Annotated in this window: 17 protein-coding genes; 8 read left to right on the top strand and 9 right to left on the bottom strand. The window is 73.1% G+C overall.

Features of this window, described 5'->3' with window-relative positions; genetic code table 11:
- Nucleotides 1-4: 4 nt before the first annotated feature.
- The 4 genes from ACFYZL_RS12630 to ACFYZL_RS12615 form a co-directional block, all read right to left on the bottom strand.
- The gene (locus ACFYZL_RS12630) at nt 5-679 is read right to left on the bottom strand and encodes a response regulator (RefSeq protein ID WP_388678499.1); all 675 of its coding nucleotides are present in this window, start codon (nt 677-679) and stop codon (nt 5-7) included.
- On the bottom strand, nt 676-1,974 hold the full coding sequence (locus ACFYZL_RS12625; protein ID WP_384750873.1) for a sensor histidine kinase: 1,299 nt from the start codon (nt 1,972-1,974) through the stop codon (nt 676-678). Before ACFYZL_RS12625 ends, ACFYZL_RS12630 begins: the two co-directional genes overlap by 4 nt.
- Entirely contained in the window at nt 1,974-2,984 is a 1,011-nt protein-coding gene (locus tag ACFYZL_RS12620; protein WP_388678496.1) for a hypothetical protein, read from the bottom strand. The genes ACFYZL_RS12625 and ACFYZL_RS12620 overlap by 1 nt, the downstream gene beginning before the upstream one ends.
- A gap of 93 nt (nt 2,985-3,077) precedes the next feature.
- Nucleotides 3,078-3,875, bottom strand: coding sequence for an IclR family transcriptional regulator (locus ACFYZL_RS12615; protein ID WP_388678493.1), 798 nt, complete (start codon nt 3,873-3,875; stop codon nt 3,078-3,080).
- Between the two features lie 147 nt (nt 3,876-4,022).
- Here ACFYZL_RS12615 and ACFYZL_RS12610 point away from each other — a divergent pair, with 147 nt between their 5' ends.
- The 4 genes from ACFYZL_RS12610 (at nt 4,023) to ACFYZL_RS12595 (ending at nt 7,565) form a co-directional block, all read left to right on the top strand.
- On the top strand, nt 4,023-5,546 hold the full coding sequence (locus tag ACFYZL_RS12610; protein ID WP_388678490.1) for an aldehyde dehydrogenase (NADP(+)): 1,524 nt from the start codon (nt 4,023-4,025) through the stop codon (nt 5,544-5,546).
- 209 nt (nt 5,547-5,755) lie between these two features.
- On the top strand, nt 5,756-5,977 hold the full coding sequence (locus ACFYZL_RS12605; RefSeq protein ID WP_384750861.1) for a hypothetical protein: 222 nt from the start codon (nt 5,756-5,758) through the stop codon (nt 5,975-5,977).
- 52 nt (nt 5,978-6,029) lie between these two features.
- Nucleotides 6,030-7,286: a TerD family protein gene (locus ACFYZL_RS12600; RefSeq protein WP_384750859.1), complete on the top strand. Its 1,257-nt coding sequence runs from the start codon at nt 6,030-6,032 to the stop codon at nt 7,284-7,286.
- Between the two features lie 102 nt (nt 7,287-7,388).
- Nucleotides 7,389-7,565 carry a hypothetical protein gene (locus ACFYZL_RS12595; protein ID WP_376660006.1) on the top strand — a complete coding sequence of 59 codons (177 nt, stop codon included), beginning with the start codon at nt 7,389-7,391 and terminating at the stop codon, nt 7,563-7,565.
- Nucleotides 7,566-7,633: 68 nt separating this feature from the next.
- Here the strand turns inward: ACFYZL_RS12595 and ACFYZL_RS12590 are convergent, their stop codons facing one another.
- From ACFYZL_RS12590 to ACFYZL_RS12580, 3 genes are all read right to left on the bottom strand, one after another.
- A complete protein-coding gene (locus ACFYZL_RS12590; RefSeq protein WP_384750854.1) occupies nt 7,634-9,073 on the bottom strand; it encodes an alkaline phosphatase PhoX in 1,440 nt (479 codons plus the stop codon).
- 348 nt (nt 9,074-9,421) lie between these two features.
- Nucleotides 9,422-10,867 (bottom strand): argininosuccinate synthase, encoded by a 1,446-nt coding sequence (gene argG / locus ACFYZL_RS12585; RefSeq protein ID WP_384750851.1) that lies wholly within the window; start codon nt 10,865-10,867, stop codon nt 9,422-9,424.
- Between the two features lie 125 nt (nt 10,868-10,992).
- On the bottom strand, nt 10,993-12,498 hold the full coding sequence (locus ACFYZL_RS12580; RefSeq protein ID WP_388678484.1) for a hypothetical protein: 1,506 nt from the start codon (nt 12,496-12,498) through the stop codon (nt 10,993-10,995).
- Between the two features lie 324 nt (nt 12,499-12,822).
- Between ACFYZL_RS12580 and ACFYZL_RS12575 the strand changes: the two genes are divergently transcribed.
- The 4 genes from ACFYZL_RS12575 (at nt 12,823) to ACFYZL_RS12560 (ending at nt 16,017) form a co-directional block, all read left to right on the top strand.
- Nucleotides 12,823-14,664 carry an endonuclease/exonuclease/phosphatase family protein gene (locus ACFYZL_RS12575; protein WP_388678481.1) on the top strand — a complete coding sequence of 614 codons (1,842 nt, stop codon included), beginning with the start codon at nt 12,823-12,825 and terminating at the stop codon, nt 14,662-14,664.
- 59 nt (nt 14,665-14,723) lie between these two features.
- Nucleotides 14,724-15,218, top strand: coding sequence for a GNAT family N-acetyltransferase (locus ACFYZL_RS12570; RefSeq protein WP_388678478.1), 495 nt, complete (start codon nt 14,724-14,726; stop codon nt 15,216-15,218).
- Between the two features lie 143 nt (nt 15,219-15,361).
- Nucleotides 15,362-15,616 (top strand): hypothetical protein, encoded by a 255-nt coding sequence (locus ACFYZL_RS12565; RefSeq protein WP_384590477.1) that lies wholly within the window; start codon nt 15,362-15,364, stop codon nt 15,614-15,616.
- Between the two features lie 74 nt (nt 15,617-15,690).
- Nucleotides 15,691-16,017, top strand: a complete 327-nt coding sequence (locus ACFYZL_RS12560) for a hypothetical protein (protein ID WP_384750838.1) — start codon at nt 15,691-15,693, stop codon at nt 16,015-16,017.
- A gap of 57 nt (nt 16,018-16,074) precedes the next feature.
- Here the strand turns inward: ACFYZL_RS12560 and dapD are convergent, their stop codons facing one another.
- Together dapD and ACFYZL_RS12550 are read right to left on the bottom strand one after the other, a co-directional pair.
- Nucleotides 16,075-17,055, bottom strand: coding sequence for a 2,3,4,5-tetrahydropyridine-2,6-dicarboxylate N-succinyltransferase (dapD, locus tag ACFYZL_RS12555; RefSeq protein ID WP_384750835.1), 981 nt, complete (start codon nt 17,053-17,055; stop codon nt 16,075-16,077).
- Between the two features lie 9 nt (nt 17,056-17,064).
- Nucleotides 17,065-18,294 carry an MFS transporter gene (locus ACFYZL_RS12550; protein ID WP_388678628.1) on the bottom strand — a complete coding sequence of 410 codons (1,230 nt, stop codon included), beginning with the start codon at nt 18,292-18,294 and terminating at the stop codon, nt 17,065-17,067.
- Nucleotides 18,295-18,352: the final 58 nt, after the last annotated feature.

Below are 18,352 nucleotides of genomic sequence, written 5' to 3'. Positions count from 1 at the left end.
GTTCTCAGCTTTTCTTCATGACGAAGCCCCCCTCGTAGGCCGCGATGACGGCCTGGGTGCGATCGCGCGAGCCCGTCTTGGTGAGGACCGCCCCCACATGGGTCTTCACCGTCTGCGGGCCGACCCCGAGGCGTTCGCTCATCTCGTGGTTGGACAGTCCGGTGGCCATCAGGCGCAGTACGTCGGCCTCCCGCTCGGTGAGCCGGGCCACCCAGGGCGCGACGCCGGACCGGTTTCGGGGCGCCTGGGCCGCGGCGAGGGAGCGGACGGCCGCGGGGAAGAGCAGGGAGTCGCCGCGCGCCACCAGCCTGACCGCGCCGATCAGCTCGTCGGGGTCGGCCCGCTTGAGGAGGAAGCCGGAGGCACCGGCCCGCAGCGCGTCGTAGACGTAGGCGTCGTTCTCGAAGGTGGTGACGACCACGATCCGGGGCGGCTCGGGCATGGTGGCGAGGATCTGCTCGGTGGCCCGGATCCCGTCCATCTCGGGCATCCGGACGTCCATCAGCACCACGTCGGGGGCCAGTGAGCGGACCAGCGGGACCGCCTCGGCTCCGGTGGCCGCCTCGCCGACCACCTCCAGATCGGGTTCGGCTTCGAGGATGACCCGCAGCGCGGTGCGGACCATCCGCTCGTCGTCGCAGAGCACGATGCGCAGCGGGGGCCTGCCCGGCGCGGTCATCGGGCCCCCTCCCCCAGCGGGAGGACGGCCTTCAGCCGCCAGCGGCCCTCGTGCGGCCCGGCCTCGATGGCGCCGCCGAGCAACGCGGCCCGTTCGGCCGCGCCCCGCAGGCCCCGACCCCCGGTCGTACGGGGCTCCCGGCCGTCGGGGTCGGCGGGCGGATTGGTCATGGTGATCTCCAGTTCACGGTGTGCTCCTTCTCGGCGGGGGTCCTCCCCCTCGTGTACGCGGATCCGCAGCTCCACCGGGCCGGAGCCGTGGCGCAGGGCGTTGCTGAGGCCCTCCTGGACGATCCGGTAGGCCTCGCGGGAGGCGATCGCCGGCAACTGCGCCCACTCCCGGACGGGGCCGGGGTCCTGCTCGGCGGTCACGGTGGTGCCGGCCGCCCGGGTGCGGGCCAGCAGTCCGTCGAGGTCGGCGTCGAGGGTGGGGGCCGGCGCGGCGTCCGGCCGCGTCGGGTCCCCGTCGCGCAGCAGGCCCAGTACGGCGTCCAGCTCGCCCACGGTCCGCCGGGTGGTGTCCTCGATGGCGGCCAGCGCCTCCCGCACGAACTCCGGGTCGCGGTCCAGCACCCGCCGGGCGGCGACCGCCTGCAGGGTGACGGCGCTCAGCGCGTGCCCGACCGCGTCGTGCAGCTCCCGGGCCAGCCGGTTGCGCACGGCCAGGTCCGCGGCCCGTTCCTCGGCCGCCGCCAGCCGGTCCGCCGCCGTCGGCCCGAGCAGTACGGGTGCCAGCCTCGCCAGCAGCGCCCCCGCCCCGGCGGCGACCAGGACGAGCCCGCCCAGCAGGGCGATCCCGACCGCCGGTGCCACGTACGGCTGGGCGTCGGCGGCGAACCAGCCGAACCCGAGACGCACGTCCCGCAGCCCGCTCACGAACGGCAGCACGATCAGCACGACGGCCATGGGCGGCACCGCGAGCGTCAGCCCGCTGACCACCGCGCCGACCCCCAGGTGCAGGGTCCACCAGGCGGATGTTCGCCCCCGGGCCGCCCAGGACCTGGCCGGCCCTTCCGCCAGCCGGTCCCCCGGCACCCCGCACATGGTCCGGACCGCGGTCACCGACAGCGGCCGCACCAGCCCGAAGACGGCGGTGGCCGCGGCGAGCGGCAGGGCGGCGGCGTAGGAGGCGAGGGCCAGCGGGAAGGAGTTGAGGGCGTTGACCCCGCCGGCCGCCATGCCGACCCCCACCTCCGTGAGGAGGAAGTACGGCATCAGCAGGGCCCCGCCGAGGATCTGGTGCACCCAGCGCAGCCGGGCCCGCCCGCCGAGCAGCCCGCCCAGGCCTTCGCGCATCACCCCTCTCGGCGGGATATGAGGAACCGGGTGAGGACTGCGGCGGCGAGCGATCCGGTGATCATCTGGCCAGCGTAGGTCAACAGGGCCGCCGCCGGCGGGCCTTCACCTCCGTCCAACTGCGGCCCCAGCGAGGCGGCCGGCATCCAGGCCCCCCAGGTCAGCGTGGCCCCGGCGCCGACCCAGGTGAGGGCGAGCGGCCACCGTGCCCGCAGCGTCCCCCCGCGGGCCAGGAGCAGGGCCCCCGCGCCGGCGGCGAGTGCGCACATCCCGTGGACCACGGTCACCACGGCCGTCTCCGCCGAGTAGGCCGCCGCCCGCTCCGCCCCCAGTCCCGCCGCACCCCCGAGGGCCCAGTAGGCGTGCACCGCCCCGACCGCGAGGCCGGCCGCTGCCGAGGCTGCCGCCACCACCCCCGTGGACGACGGCAGCCTCCGCCCCGGCACGCCCTGCCGGCGCCGGCCCCAGCGCTCCCGCGCATAGGGCACGAACAGCCCGGCCAGGGCGAGTCCTTGGATCGCGAATCCGGTGTACACGACGTTGAACACCCAGGGGTCCAGGAAGGGGGCGCGCTCCGCCTTGGCGGCGGCGTCCTCCCCGAATCCCAGCAGACGTATGAGGAGTTGGCCCGGGAACCCGATGATGATCGGGGTGAGCAGTCCGGTCGCCACGAACATCGGGACGGCCGACAGCCAGGCCGGCACCCGCATGCCCCAGGGCCGGGTGAACACCAGCACGAGCAGGATCACACAGGCGTCCATGGCCACCGTGACGGCATTCGCCGCCATGAGGAAGGGCTCCGGGTCCAGCAGCACGCTGCCGTCCGGTATGCCGATCCGGCCCCCCGCCAGCCAGGCGGTCTTGAGCGCCAGGTAGGGCACGGTGGCGGCCAGGGCGGCCGCCCGCAGGACCTGCCGCCGGACCCCCGGAACAGAGGTCGTCCGATGCGGCTGCCGGGGTTCCGGCTCCGGCCGGCCCTCACGCGTGGGGTGAACTGCTCGTGTGGTCATGACCCAACGGTCCCGCGCGCGGCGCCCCGCCACCTCCCCCTCCAAGGGGAACCGCCTCCCCCGAGCGGGGGAGGAACCGCCCCCTCCACCGCCTCACATGCGCCGCGTCACCACCGACAACCGGTCCCGCGCCTCGAACAGCGCCGCCTTGATGACCTGTTCGTGCCCCGGCGTCAGGCGGGCCACCGGCACCGAGCAGCTCACCGCGTCCCGCGCCGGAGTCCGGTACGGGATCGCCGTCCCGAAGCAGCGCAGCCCGAGGGTGTTCTCCTCCCGGTCCACCGCGTACCCCTGCTCCCGGACCAGCGCCAGCTCCTCGATGAGCTGCTCCCGGTCGGTGACGGTGTGCTCGGTGACCGCCTCCAGCCGCCTCGGCAGCAGCGCCCGCACCTCCGCGTCCGTGTGCGTGGCCAGCAGCGCCTTGCCGAGCGCCGTCGAGTGCACGGGCAGCCGCCGCCCCACCCGGGTGAAGGGCCGCAGGTAGTGCTGCGACTGGCGGGTGGCCAGGTACACCACGCTCGTCCCGTCCATCCGGGCCAGGTGGATGGTCTCGGTCGTGTCGTCGGACAGCCGGTCCAGGGTGGGCCGGGCCGCGGCGACGACCTCGTCCCCGTCGATGTACGAACTGCCCACGAGCAGGGCCCGTACGCCGATGCCGTACCGGGTGCCGGTCGCGTCCGTCTCCACCCATCCCAGGTTCACCAGGGTGCGCAGCAGCATGTACAGGCTGGACTTGGGCAGCGAGAGGTCGTGCTGGATGTCCGCCAGGCTGTGCAGCCCCGGCCGCGCCGCGAAGTGCTCCAGCAGCAGCACGGTCCGGACCGCCGATTTGACCGCCGCCCCGGGCCCCGCACCGGGCCCCGCCCCGGGTCCCGCCTCCGTCGTCGTCATGGGCGCGCTTCCCCTCTGGTCGCCTCCGGCCGCATCCGATCGCCCCTTGTCACGCGGAGGACGCGGAAATAGAGTCCACAGCAGATGTGATCATTCATCCACCGGAACGGCGTTCAGAATACTGAACGATCCAGGAGGCAGCGGGTCATGACAACGACACCAGTCTGGAGTGTGGACCCCCGCACCGGGAAGCAGCGCGAACAGGTTGCGGTGGAAGCCACGTCCCAGGAGGTGGACGGAGCCGTACGGGCCGCCCACGCGACCCGCGGAGCCCTCGCCGACGCCACCGTGCGCGCCGCCTTCCTGCGCGCCGCCGCCGCGCTGCTCGACGAGTCCGCCGCCCACGTCATCGAGGCCGCCGACGCGGAGACCGCGCTCGGCCCCGGCCGGCTCACCGGCGAACTCGCCCGCACCACCGGCCAGCTGCGCGCCTTCGCCGACGCCGTGGACGAGGGGGCGTACCTCGACATCCGCATCGACCGCGCCGACCCCTCCCTGAGCCCGCCGCGCCCCGAGCTGCGCCGCTACAAGGTGCCGCTCGGCGTGGTCGCGGTGTACGCGGCCTCCAACTTCCCCCTGGCCTTCTCCGTGCCCGGCGGGGACACCGCGAGCGCCCTGGCCGCCGGTTGCCCGGTGGTCGTCAAGGCGCACCCCGACCACCCGGCCACCTCGGAGCTGTGCGCCTCGCTGCTGCGGCGGGCGGCGGTCGAGTCCGGACTCCCGGCCGATGTGGTGACCGTGGTGCACGGGTTCGACGCCGGGCTGGCGCTGATCCGCCACCCGCTGGTGTCGGCGGCCGGGTTCACCGGTTCCGTCCGGGGCGGTCGGGCCCTGTTCGACGCGGCCGCCGCGCGTCCCGTGCCCATCCCCTTCCACGGCGAACTCGGCTCCCTCAACCCCGTCGTGGTCACCCCGGCGGCGGCGGCCGAGCGCGCCGAGGAGATCGGCGGCGGACTCGCGGGCTCGGTCACCCTCGGGGTCGGCCAGTTCTGCGTGAAGCCCGGCCTGGTGCTGGTGCCCGAGGGCGCGGACGGCGACCGGCTGACGGGAGCCCTGACCAAGGCCCTCGGGGAAACCGAGCCGGGGGTTCTGCTCGACCACCGGATGCGGGACAACTTCATCGAGGGGGTGCGCGAGCGGGCCGCGCTGTCCGGGGTCGGCACGCCCGTCACCCCGGGCTCGGGCGGGGAGCACACCGTCGGCGCGGGATACCTGACCGTGCCGGCTCGGCGCCTGCTGGAAGGCGGGGCGTACGAAGTCCTGCTGGAGGAGTGCTTCGGCCCGGTCACCGTGGTCGTCCGGTACGCCGACCAGCACGAGGCGGGCGCGGTGCTCGGGCTGCTCCCCGGGAACCTGAGCGCCACCCTCCAGTTGTCGGCCGCCGAGACCGAGGGCGCGCCGGGTCCGGCCGCCGAGCTGATCGGGCAGGTCACGGGGCTGGCGGGGCGGATCGTCGTCAACGGCTGGCCGACCGGTGTCGCGGTCGCCCCGGCCCAGCACCACGGCGGCCCGTACCCGGCGGCGACCTCCCACTCGACGTCCGTCGGCGCGACCGCGATCGAGCGCTGGCTCCGCCCGGTGGCGTACCAGTCGGTCCCCGACGCCCTCCTCCCGGCGGAGCTGCGCGAGGCCAACCCGCTGGGGCTGCCGCGCCGCGTGACGGGCGGCTGAGCCGGGCCCGGTCCCCCGGCGGCAGGCCCCGAGCCCGGGCGCCGTCCCCCGGCGGCGGGCCCCCGGCCCACCCGCGCCAGGGCCGGGGCCGGGGCCGGCCGTCCACCACCGCCTGCCGTTCGCCGTCGCCACCGGCCGGCGCCGCTCATTCCGTTGCCCGCCCCTAATTCCGTTGCCCGCCCCGCCCCGCGCGGGGCACGCTCCGGGGTATGCCGAAGCCGCACGGATTCACGTACGAACGCCACAGGGACGACTCCGTCGTCATCACCCACCGGGGTCGCGAGGCGGCGACCCTGCGCGGGAGCCGGGCCGACAAGTTCCTGGCCGAGGTGGAGGCCGGTGACCCGCAGCTCGTGATGGCCCGCTGGACCGGCTCGTACAAGTTCGGCAACGAGCGCGTCGCGCGCAACCACCCCCGCAACCGGCGCTGAAATCTCGCTCCGGGTAAGGGAACGGCAAAGCCCCTCCGGTCGTTCTCCGGGCATGACCGCTATGACCCCTGGTTCGAACCTGCCGCTCCATGCCGTCCGCGTGACGGTCGACGTGGCAGCGCCGGTGCGCCTGGACGTGTCGGCCCTGCTCCTCGCGGCAGACGGCAAGGTGCGTTCCGACGCCGACTTCATCTTCTTCAACCAGCCTTCCGGGCCCGGTGTCGGATACCGCTCGGGCGGGGGTGCGGCGCCGGATTCGATCACCGTGGACACGGGTGCGCTGCCCCCGGGCATCGAGCGGATCGTGGTCACGGCCAGCCCCGATGCCGCGGGGCAGACCTTCCAGGGCATCGAACCCACCGCGACCGTGCGCGATGCCGACACCGGCTCGGTGATCGCCACCTTCACCCCGCCGCAGCTGGGCACGGAGACGGCGCTCGTCGTCGTCGAGGTCTACCAGCGCGCCGGCGCGTGGAAGGTGCGCGCGGTCGGCCAGGGGTACGCGAACGGCCTCGCCGGCATCGCCACCGACTTCGGGGTCTCCGTGGAAGAGGAGCCGGCCCCGGCGGCGGCGCCCGTCGCCCCGCCCGTGCCCCCGGCGCCCGTCGCGCCCCCGGCCCCGCCCGTCTCCTACCCGGCGTCCCCCTGGCTCGGCGGCGCCACGACGCCCGCCCCGGCCGCTCCTCCCGCGCCGCCCGCCCCCGTCGCCGCGGCGGCCCCGGCGGGCACCGGGAAGATCAACCTGGACAAGGGCCGGGTCAGCCTCCAGAAGAACCAGACCGTCTCCCTGGTCAAGGGCGGCCGCCCGCTGCTCTCCCAGGTGAAGATGGGCCTCGGCTGGGAGCCCGCGTTCAGCGGTCGGGCCATCGACCTCGACGCGTCCGTGATCGCCTACGGCCCCCAGCGCAACCACATCGACCACTGCTGGTTCGGCAAGCTGTCCATCCTGGGCGGCGCCGTCAAGCACTCGGGTGACAACCTCACCGGCGAGGGTTCGGGCGACGACGAGGTGATCGTCGTGGACCTGGGCCGGCTCCCGGCGGACACGACGGGCCTGGTCTTCACGGTCAACTCCTTCTCCGGTCAGAAGTTCACCGATGTCGCCAAGGCCTACTGCCGCCTGGTCGACGCGGCCAGCGGGGAGGAGCTGGTGCGCTTCGACCTCACCGGTGCCGAGCCGCAGACCGGCGTCATGATGGCCAAGCTGATCAAGCAGTTCTCCGGCGAGTGGGAGATGACGGCCATGGGCCAGTTTGTGAAGTCGCGCACAGTGCGCGGCATGGTCAAGCCCGCCGCAGAAGCACTCTGAGCAGGTGGGCGGGCACATGGAGCCACCGAGCCGCATCCCGGGTGATGGATGCCACGCGTAATCCGGAGGTGGCTGTCAGTGCCCGCCCGTAGCCTTGAAGGCATGAAGCAGTCACTCACCCCCGCGGGGCCCGCCCGCCCGTCCGCCGCCGAGGCGAACGAGGCGATACGGCACCTTGTCGAGACCCGGGTGGACGGCGACTGGCCCTCGGAGGCGTACGAGTTCCTGCTCGCGGAGTGGGCCGAGGCCTCCCGCGCCGAACTCGCCGCCTCCCAGTAGCCGCCGGGCCCCTGGCGGGCCCGACGGCGAAGCGCGACGGCAAGGCCCGACAGGCCGGGTCCGGCGCGTCAGCGCGAGCGCCGCCACGGCCCGGTGATGGCCAGCATGATGCCCGGGTCCTGGATGTTCGCGTACAGGGTGCGCCCGTCCGGGGAGAAGCAGACACCGGTGAACTCGGAGTACTCCGGCGCCTCGGCCGTCCCCATGTTCATCTCGTTGCGGGCGAGGGGGTAGGTGCGGCCCGATTCGGTCGCGCCGAACAGGTGCTGGAGCCCCGAGCCGTCCTCCGCGATGACGAGGCCGCCGTAGGGGGACACCGTGATGTTGTCGGGGCCGTCGTAACCACCCTCCACCGACGGGTCCGCGTTCACCCCGAGCAGTACGGTCAGCCGGATGGTGCGCCGCTTCGGGTCGTAGAACCACACCTGGCCGTCGTGGGCCGCGCCCGGGCTCTCCTCGCGGGCGTAGGAGGAGACGAAGTACGCGCCGCCGTCCGCCCACCACATGCCCTCCAGCTTGCGGGCGCGCGTCACCGTGCCGTCCGCGAACTGCTTGCGCACCGACACGGTCCGCGCGTCGCGGTCCGGCACGTCCACCCAGTCGACGCCGTAGACGGTGCCGATCTTCGTGGCGCGCGAGAGGTCGTCGACGAAGAGGCCCGAGCTGTCGGTGCACTTGGGGGCCTGGAGCACCCCCGCGTCGGCGGCGAGCGTACGGAGCTTGCCGCGCCCGTGCCGGAAGCCTGCCGGCGGGGTCCAGCGGTAGAGCAGGCCGTTGGGGCCCGAGGCGTCCTCGGTCAGGTAGGCGTGGCCCTGGCGCGGGTCGATGACGACCGCCTCGTGGGCGTACCGGCCGAAGGCCTTGATCGGCTGCGGGTCACGGTTGGCGCGGTTGTCGTGCGGGTCGACCTCGAAGACGTAGCCGTGGTCCTTGGTCATGCCGTTCTTGCCCGCGAGGTCCTCGGTCTCCTCGCAGGTCAGCCAGGTGTCCCACGGGGTGGCGCCGCCCGCGCAGTTGGTCGACGTACCGGCGATGCCCACCCATTCGGCGACCTCGCCGCCGCGGCGCACCTCGACGACCGTGCAGCCACCGGCCGCGGCCGGGTCGTAGACGAGGCCTTCGGTGAGCGGGACGGGGTGGGCCCAGTTCGCGCGCTTGCCCTTGAGCTCGTGGTTGTTGACGAGGAGGGTGACCCCTCGGTGGCCCGCGAAGGCGGCGGTGCCGTCGTGGTTGGACGGGGTGATCTCGCCCGACTCCAGCTTGGTGACCCCGCTGTGGGTGATCACGCGGTACGAGAATCCGGCCGGGAGGGCCAGGATGCCGGCCGGGTCGGGGACGAGGGGGCCGTAGCCGGGCTCGCAGGGCCGCCCGCGCTCGTCGCGCTGCTCGCCCTCCTCGGCCGCCAGCGCTCCCGGGGCGGTGGCGAGTGCGCCGACCGTCCCGGTGAGGGCGACTCCCGCACCGGCGATCACGGTGCGGGCGGTGAAGTCTCTACGGCTGAGCGGCATCGGGTCTCCAGGGGTGGGGAGGTGGTGCGCCTGTCGTGCGGTCGTCGGCGCACACGCTCCCGCCCGCACGTGAACGGCGGCTGAACTACCCGCGAAGCGGAGCCGACCCCTTTCCGGTGGGTGGAATGGCCAACTCCGGACCAGGAACGGCGCGTTGTCGACACCTTGCCCGAACACTCGCCCGTACCGCCGACACCACGCACACCGAAGCCGGTCGAATCCCCGGGAAACGGAAACGGCCGGCCCGGCGCCCTGGGGCGCCGAGCCGGCCGGGAAGGGTCGATCCGACCCCGGTCCGTGCACAGTCCGTGCCGAACTCCGTGCTCAGACCGTGCCGAACTCCGTGCTTCAGTCCGTGCCGAACTCCATCGCGGCGCGGTCCAGCATCTCCTCTTCGCCGGAGACCTCGCCACGAGAGGCGATGGCCTCGGCGCCGCCCTCGGGCAGGGTGCCGATCAGCCCGGTCGCGGCGGCCTGGGCGGCTCCGATGGCGGGGCTGCCGGTGCCGATCAGGCCGAGGCCGGCGTACTGCTCCAGCTTGGCCCGCGAGTCGGCGATGTCGAGGTTGCGCATGGTGAGCTGGCCGATCCGGTCCACCGGGCCGAACGCGGAGTCCTCGGTGCGCTCCATGGACAGCTTGTCCGGGTGGTAGCTGAACGCGGGGCCCTTGGTGTCGAGGATCGAGTAGTCCTCACCGCGCCGCAGCCGCAGGGTGACCTCGCCGGTGACGGCCGAGCCGACCCAGCGCTGGAGCGACTCGCGCACCATCAGCGCCTGCGGGTCGAGCCAGCGGCCCTCGTACATGAGGCGGCCGAGGCGCCGGCCCTCGTTGTGGTACTGCGCGAGGGTGTCCTCGTTGTGGATCGCGTTGACGAGACGCTCGTACGCGGCGTGCAGCAGGGCCATGCCCGGGGCCTCGTAGATGCCGCGGCTCTTGGCCTCGATGATCCGGTTCTCGATCTGGTCCGACATGCCCATGCCGTGGCGACCGCCGATGGCGTTGGCCTCCATCACCAGGTCGACGGCGGAGGCGAACTTCTTGCCGTTGATCGTCACGGGGCGGCCCTGGTCGAAGCCGATCGTCACGTCCTCGGTGGCGATCTGGACCGAGGGGTCCCAGAACCGCACGCCCATGATCGGCTCGACGGTCTCGACGCCCGTGTCGAGGTGCTCCAGGGTCTTGGCCTCGTGGGTGGCGCCCCAGATGTTGGCGTCGGTGGAGTACGCCTTCTCGGTGCTGTCACGGTAGGGGAGGTCGTGGGCGAGGAGCCACTCCGACATCTCCTTGCGGCCGCCGAGCTCGGTCACGAAGTCCGCGTCGAGCCAGGGCTTGTAGATCCGCAGGTGCGGGTTGGCGAGCAGACCGTAGCGGTAGAACCGCTCGATGTCGTTGCCCTTGAAGGTCGAGCCGTCGCCCCAGATCTGCACGTCGTCCTCGAGCATCGCCCGGACGAGCAGGGTGCCGGTGACGGCGCGGCCGAGCGGCGTCGTGTTGAAGTAGGCGCGCCCGCCGGAGCGGATGTGGAACGCGCCGCAGGTGAGCGCGGCCAGGCCCTCTTCGACCAGCGAAGCGCGGCAGTCGACGAGGCGCGCGATCTCGGCACCGTACGTCTTGGCGCGGCCGGGCACCGAGGCGATGTCGGGCTCGTCGTACTGGCCGATGTCGGCGGTGTAGGTGCACGGGACGGCACCCTTGTCGCGCATCCAGGCGACTGCGACGGAGGTGTCGAGGCCGCCGGAGAAGGCGATGCCGACGCGTTCGCCGGCGGGCAGGGATGTGAGGACCTTGGACATGGAAAGAGTATGCACCAAACCGCATAGTCATGCAAAAGAGCGCGTGGGGAGGCCTCACGGCGCTTCGGACCGCCCACCGGGGCCGCCGATTCCGCCCCGGGGCGACCCGCCCCGGGGCGACCGGGTCAGGACTGCCGGGAACGCGCCTTGAACGCCGCCTTCCGGGCTTCCTTCGCGGCCTTCTTGTCCGGGTGCAGGCGCCCCATGGCCTCCAGGACGTCCGCGGTCGCCGGGTGGTCCACCCGCCACACCTGGTCGAAGAAGCCCGTGTGGTGGGCGGTGAGGGTCTGCATCAGCAGCGGCAGCTCCTCCGTCTCGCCGTCCGCGGCGAGCTGCGCCGCGATCGTGTCGACCGTCAGCCAGAACACCATGGCGCCGTCCGGCGCCGGTACGTCGGCCGCCCCGCGCTCGGCCAGCCAGACCCGGGCGAGCCCGCCGAGCTCCGGGTCGTCGAGCACCGCACGGACCACGGGCTCCGCCTCCGGCCCGGCCGGCGCGAGGGCCTGCTGGCAGCGCAGCCGGCGCAGCGGGGCGCCCTCGTCGTCACCGCGGGCCGCGGCCAGCAGTTCGGCGACGGCGGCGGGCAGTTCGCGGCCGGCCAGCCACTGTTCGATCTCGGCCTGGGCGGCGCCCTCCGGGTAGCGGGCGACCCCGTCGAGCAGCGCGTCGGCGCCCTTGTCGGCGAGTTCGCCGACGGCGGGGGCCTCGACCCCGGCCTCCAGCATCCGTGCGCGGATGCCGTAGCGACCGAGCGGGGTCAGCCGGACCATCCCGTAGCGGGATACGTCTTCCTCGTCGTCACCCGCGTCGCCCACCGGCTCCTCCACCGGCTCCTCCACCTCCGCCTCCGCCTCCGCCATCAGCGCCTCGTCGACGGGCCGGTACTCCACCAGCCCGATCGGCTCCAGCTGCCGGAACTGGTCGTCGAGCCGCATCATCGCGTCCGAGACCTGCTCCAACACGGCGTCGGTCGGGTCTCCCATGCCGTCGGGCGCGACCATCGACGCGGCGAGCACGGGAAGCGGAACGGGCCCGTCCGCGGTGCCGCCCTCGGCGACGGTGAGCAGGTAGAGGTTGGCGAGGACCCCGTCGAGGAAGTCGGCCTCGCGGCCCGGGTTCCAGTCCAGCCGGTCGAAGTCGATCTCGCCGCCCGCGTCCAGCGCGTCGACGAGGTCGTCCAGGTCGGGTACGGCGGCGTCGGCGAGCACCGCGTCGAGGGCGGCCAGCCACAGGTCGAGCACGTCGCCGGGCGTACCGCCCGTCACCAGGGCGAGGTCCTCGCCGGGCACGGCCGTGCCGGACACGTCCGTGCCGGGCTCGCCCTCCGCTTCCCCCGACGCCTCCTCCGGCTCGGTCACGTCGACCAGCCCGATGTCGACCGCCACCCGCCAGGCCTGGCTCGCGTACACGACGGAGTCCTCGTCGGCGGTGTCGAGTCCCAACTCTTGTGCCGCCAACGGCAGTTGATCGGTGGCGAGCTCACCGCCGACCTCGACGCGGGTGTCGGGTCCCGCCCAGCGGGCCAGCCGTACGGCCCGGGCGAACAAGGGGGCACCGAGGGCGTCACGGGCCAGTTCCGCATCGGCGGGCAGCCGTACCGGCGGCAGCGTGGGGTGCGGCTCTGCGGACATGGGGCGGTTCTCCTCGCGAAGCGAACGCTGTGGGGTGACCGGAGGGCGGGCCGGGGCGGACCACTCCGAGGCCCGGTGGACCGGCCGGCCGACCGGCCGGAAGCCCAGCGTAGACGCAATTCGGGCGCACCTGGCGCCCCATCACCTTTGGTTCATCCCACAGTCAACCGGCGTATTCCCTGGAGGGCTTGACAACTTTGCTGACCACACAGGAAATTGACGCGCGTAGACATGTCGGGGTCCAAGGGGGGCGACACCCCTCGCGGAGCCCCATGCCCACCCCCCTTCTGCGTTTTCCCTCATCCCACACCGGAGTTCCCGACCATGCGCTCCTCGCATCCCCGTTCCGCCGCCGTCGCGGCCCTCGTCGCCACCGCACTGGCCACCGGCCTGCTCGCGGGCTCCGCCGACGCGGCCGAAGGCGCCGTGTCCGCCGATCCGATACGCATCCACGACATCCAGGGCACCACCCGGACCTCCCCGCTGGCCGGCAAGCAGGTCGCCGGTGTCGAGGGCATCGTGACGGGCGTGCGCACCTACGGTTCGCGCGGTTTCTGGATCCAGGACCCGAACGCCGACGACAACGACGCCACCAGCGAAGGCATCTTCGTCTTCACCAACTCGGTCCCCACCGTCGCCGTGGGCGACGCGGTCAAGGTCTCCGGCACGGTCGGCGAGTACGTCCCCGGCGGCCTGAACTCCGGCAACCAGTCGGTGACCCAGATCTCGAAGCCGACCGTCACCGTGGTCTCCTCGGGCAACGCCCTGCCCGAGGCCGTCCAGATCAACGAGTACTCGGTGCCCGCCGAATACGCCCCCGCGGGCGACCCGGCCGCCGCCGGCAGCATCAACGGCCTGACCCTGGAGCCCTCGCGCTACGCCCTGGACTACTACGAGTCCCTCGAGGGCATGAACGTGGCGATCGGCACCTCGCGCGTGGTCGGCGCCACCGACCCGTACGCGGAGCTGTGGGTCACGGTCAAGGGCTGGGAGAACGCCGCCAAGCGCGGCGGCACGATCTACGGTTCGTACGAGTCCCAGAACACCGGCCGCCTCCAGATCCAGCAGCTCGCGCCGCTCGCCCAGCAGCCCTTCCCGGTGGCCAACGTCGGCGACCGGCTGACCGGCACCACCGAAGGCCCGCTGGACTTCAACCAGTTCGGCGGCTACACGCTGGTGGCCCGCACCCTCGGCACGGTCAAGGCCGGCACCCTCGCCCCCGAGAAGACCAAGGCCCAGAGCCCGGGCGAGCTCGCGGTGGCGACGTACAACGTCGAGAACCTCGACCCGACCGACCCGCAGGAGAAGTTCGACAACCTCGCCAAGGCGGTCGTCGAGAACCTCGCCTCCCCCGACATCCTCGCCCTGGAGGAGATCCAGGACGACAACGGCGCCAAGAACGACGGCACCGTCTCCGCGGAGCAGACGCTGACCAAGTTCACCGCGGCGATCGCCGCGGCGGGCGGCCCGGCGTACCAGTGGCGCAGCATCAACCCGGAGGACAAGAAGGACGGCGGTGAGCCCGGCGGCAACATCCGCCAGGTGTTCCTCTTCAACCCCGCCCGGGTCTCCTTCACCGACCGCGCCGCGGGCGACGCGACCACCGCGAACGGCGTCGTGCGGGAGAACGGCCACGCCGCCCTCACCCACTCCCCCGGCCGGATCGACCCGGCGAACCCGGCGTGGGTCGACAGCCGCAAGCCGCTGGCCGGCGAGTTCGTCTTCCGCGGCCGGACCGTCTTCGTGATCGCCAACCACTTCGGCTCCAAGGGTGGCGACGAGGGCCTGACCTCGCACCACCAGCCGCCGGTGCGCTCCTCGGAGACCAAGCGGCTGCTCCAGGCGCAGGCCGTGAACGGCTTCGTCAAGGAGATCCTGGCGGCCGACAAGAACGCGAGCGTCCTCGCACTCGGTGACATCAACGACTTCGAGTTCTCGGCGACCACGCAGGCGCTGACCGACGGCGGGGCGCTGTACCCGGCGATCAAGTCGCTGCCGAAGGCGGAGCGGTACTCGTACGTCTACCAGGGCAACGCGCAGGTGCTGGACCAGATCCTGACCAGCCCGTCGATCAAGAACTTCACCTACGACAGCGTGCACATCAACGCGGAGTTCTCGGTCCAGAACAGCGACCACGACCCGCAGGTCCTGCGCTTCCGCCCGTAACCGCGGACCGCAGGGGGTCCGGCCGCCGCCACGGCCGGACCCCCTGCCACAATCCGGGCATGAACTTCCGTGAGGCCACACGCCGGGACCTGCCCGCCGTACTCGCCCTGCTCGCCGACGAGGACGAAGTCGTGGACCCGGCCTCGGTCGTGGTCGACGGGGCGAGCGAACGGGCCTTCGCGTCCATCGCGGCGGACGCCCGCAACGAGGTGCTGGTCCTGACCGACGGCAACGGCGACGGCGACGGCGACGGCGGCGACCCGGACGGGACGGACGCGGTCGTCATCGGCTGCCTCCAACTGACCTACATCCCGGGCCTGGGGCAGAACGGGCGCGAGCGGGCACTGGTGGAGGCGGTACGGGTCCGCGCGGACCGGCGCGGCGAGGGGCTCGGGGCGGAACTGATGCGGCTGGCCGTGGCCCGTGCCCGGGAGCGCGGCTGCGGTCTGGTCCAGTTGACCAGCAACAAGCGGCGCACGGCGGCCCACCGCTTCTACGAGCGGCTGGGCTTCGCGCGCAGCCACGAGGGCTTCAAGCTGTCGCTGACGGACTGACGCGTCCCAAAGTAGGGCCTTTCGACCCTGGCGTGACGCTCACCACATCCCGGCCGAATCGACCGGTTGGTGGTGTTGAGTATCCACACGCATCCCACGCACCCCCGTTGCCGCCGATCCTGCATCCTCGTCTGGAGGACCGCGTGTTCCCCTCCATCTCCCTCGCCCAGGAAATCGGCCTCGCCGTCCTGCTCGTCGCAGCCGTCGTCTGGGTCCTCGGCCTCGGCCACATGCTGTGGGACAGCCGCTTCCACCACCCCGAGCCGGGTGCCTTCGACGGACTGGCCGTGATCCCGGCCCAGCGCGGCGTCGCCGCGCACCCGATGGAGGCGGTGGAGCTGACCGAGGCGGAGAAGGAGGCCTTCGCCGGCCTGGTCCGCAGGATCCCCCTCAGCTGAGGCCCCGCGAGCGGAGCGGTACGACGAGCACGCTCCTCATCGGCACGTGCCCCGGCCCACCCGTGTGCACCGCGGTGCACACCCACCTGTTCGTGGACGGCCTCGACTTCGTGACGCGCAGCGACAGCCGGATGGCGGGCCTCGACCCGGCCCTGCTCCTGCGCCCCGGCGGACCGCTCCACCCCGCCGATTCGCCGCGCACGGTGGACGTGGCCGCCCGGGTCGGTCCCGATCCGGGGCCCGAAAGGCTGTCCCTCCGGATCCGCCTGCGGGGCGGGACGGTCATCTGGTCGGATCTGATGTACCCGGGCCCCGATGGCGGGGTGGTCGAGGAGGTCCGCTTCCGCCTGGAGCAGTACCTGGGCGAGGTCGGGCGGGCGTACGCGGAAGTCCGGAAATGACCGAGCGCCCCCCGGCCGCGGTGCGGCGGAAGGGCGCTCGGTGACGGCCCGTGGGCGTCAGTTGTGGCTGTGCAGGACCTCGTTCAGGCCGCCCCAGTTCGCCTTGTACGGGCGGGCCTCGACGGCGCCGGTGACCGAGTTGCGGCGGAAGAGGATGTTGTCGGCGCCGGAGAGCTCCAGGGCCTTGACGACCTGGCCGTCCGGCAGGGTGACCCGGGTGCCCGCGGTGACGTACAGGCCGGCCTCGACGACGCACTCGCTGCCGAGCGCGATGCCGATGCCCGCCTCGGCGCCGATCAGGGTGCGCTCGCCGATCGAGATGATCTGCTTGCCGCCGCCCGACAGGGTGCCCATGGTGGAGGCGCCGCCGCCGATGTCGGAGCCGTCGCCGACCACGACGCCCGCGGAGATGCGGCCCTCGACCATGGAGGTGCCGAGGGTGCCGGCGTTGAAGTTGACGAAGCCCTCGTGCATGACGGTGGTGCCCTCGGCGAGGTGCGCGCCCAGGCGGACCCGGTCGGCGTCGGCGATGCGCACGCCCTTGGGGGCGACGTAGTCCGTCATCCGCGGGAACTTGTCGATCGAGGTGACCTGGAGGTGCAGGCCCTCGGCACGCGCGTTGAGGCGGACGGTCTCGACCTGGTCGACGGCGACCGGGCCCAGCGAGGTCCAGGCGACGTTGGTCAGCAGGCCGAACACGCCGTCGAGGTTCTGGCCGTGCGGCTTGACCAGGCGGTGGCTGAGCAGGTGCAGGCGCAGGTACGCGTCGTGCGCGTCCAGCGGCTTGTCCTCCAGGGAGGCGATCACGGTGCGGACGGCTACGACCTCGACGCCGCGGACCGCGTCCGAGCGGATGGCCTTGGCCGCGGCGGCGCCGAGGAGCTCCACGGCCTGCTCGGCGGTGAGGCGCTCGGTGCCGGCCGGGCCGGGCTCGGCGACCAGCTCGGGGGCGGGGAACCAGGTGTCGAGGACGGTGCCGTCGGCGGTGATGGTGGCAAGTCCGGCGGCGACGGCGCCGGTGGTACGCGTAGCAGTCATGCCCGAAACCTAACCGGCGACGGCCGCCCTGGGCGAACCGGTCTCATGTGCCGGTCTCGCGCGTCGCCGCGCCTCCCGCACGCCGATGGCCAGCACGGTTGCCCCGGCGGCCGTGCCGAGGACCGCGCACAGGGGCCACAGCAGGCCGGGCGCCCGGGAGTACAGGGCTCCGCCGAGGGGCCCGGCGAGGACGACACCGCTGATGGACACGCCCGCGTACAGGCTCTGGAACCGTCCGATGGCGTGGGCGGGCGACTCGTCGGCGACGTACGCGGTGGCGGTGCTCTTGTAGAGGATCTCGCCGAAGGTGAGCAGCACCGTCATCGCGGCGGCGGTCGCGATGCCCACTCCGAGCATCAGCATCGCGTAGCCCCCGCCCACCAGGACCAGGCCGCAGCCGATGACGTGCAGCGGGGAGCGCCGGCTCAGGGCGAGGGCGGCGGGGATCTCCAGGAGCATGATGACTCCGCCGTTGATCGCGACGAGCAACCCGTACGCGCGGGTGTCCATGCCGTGGTCGGCGAGGAACACCGGGAACGTCGTGAGGTGCTGCCGGTAGACGAGGTCGATGACGGCGATCGCGCCGAGCAACGCGAGGACGGCCGGCCTCGCGCGCAGCTCCCGCCAGAGCCCTCCGCGACCCAGACCCCCGTCCGGGGCCGCGGAAGGGGTCCTGGGGGCCCGGGCCGGGACGACCCAGGCGGTCCAGAGGGCGAAGAGGAGGGTGCCGAGGCCGTCCGCGACGAAGAGCCAGTCGTACGAGAGTCCGGTCGCGATCGCGGCCCCGATCGGTCCGCCCGCCGCGAAGCCGGCGTTGGACATGGAGCGGGTGACGGCGAAGGCCTGGCGCCGGGAGCCCTCCGGCACGGTCACGGCGACCAGGGCGGAGTTGGCGGCGCGGATCACCCCCGAGGCGTACTGGGCGACGGGCAGGACGACGGCCAGGAGCCCGGTCGGGACCGTCGGCAGGACGACGAGGGCGGCGCCGCCGAGCGCGGAGGCGGCGAGCAGCGCACGGCGGTGGCCGAAGCGGTCTCCGTACCAGCCGCCGGTGAAGTTCCCGGCGACCAGGCCGACGCCGCCGATGCCCACGACCAGGCCCGCCTGGGCTGCGCCGAGGCCGCGCGGGCCGGTCAGGTAGAGGAAGACGAAGACGAACGTGAAGCTTGCGACGGCATTGACGAAGATCCCCGCAGCCAGCAGCCACACGACCTTCGGTACGTCCTTGATCCCCTGCAGCACACCCGTGTCCCCCGCGTTCCCTAGTGAGTTCCTTTTGGGAATGGACTATGTCAGC

Origin of the sequence: Streptomyces sp. NPDC001717 (genome assembly GCF_042892775.1) — a bacterium.
Taxonomy (GTDB): domain Bacteria; phylum Actinomycetota; class Actinomycetes; order Streptomycetales; family Streptomycetaceae; genus Streptomyces.
This window is presented reverse-complemented; position numbering and strand designations above follow the sequence as displayed.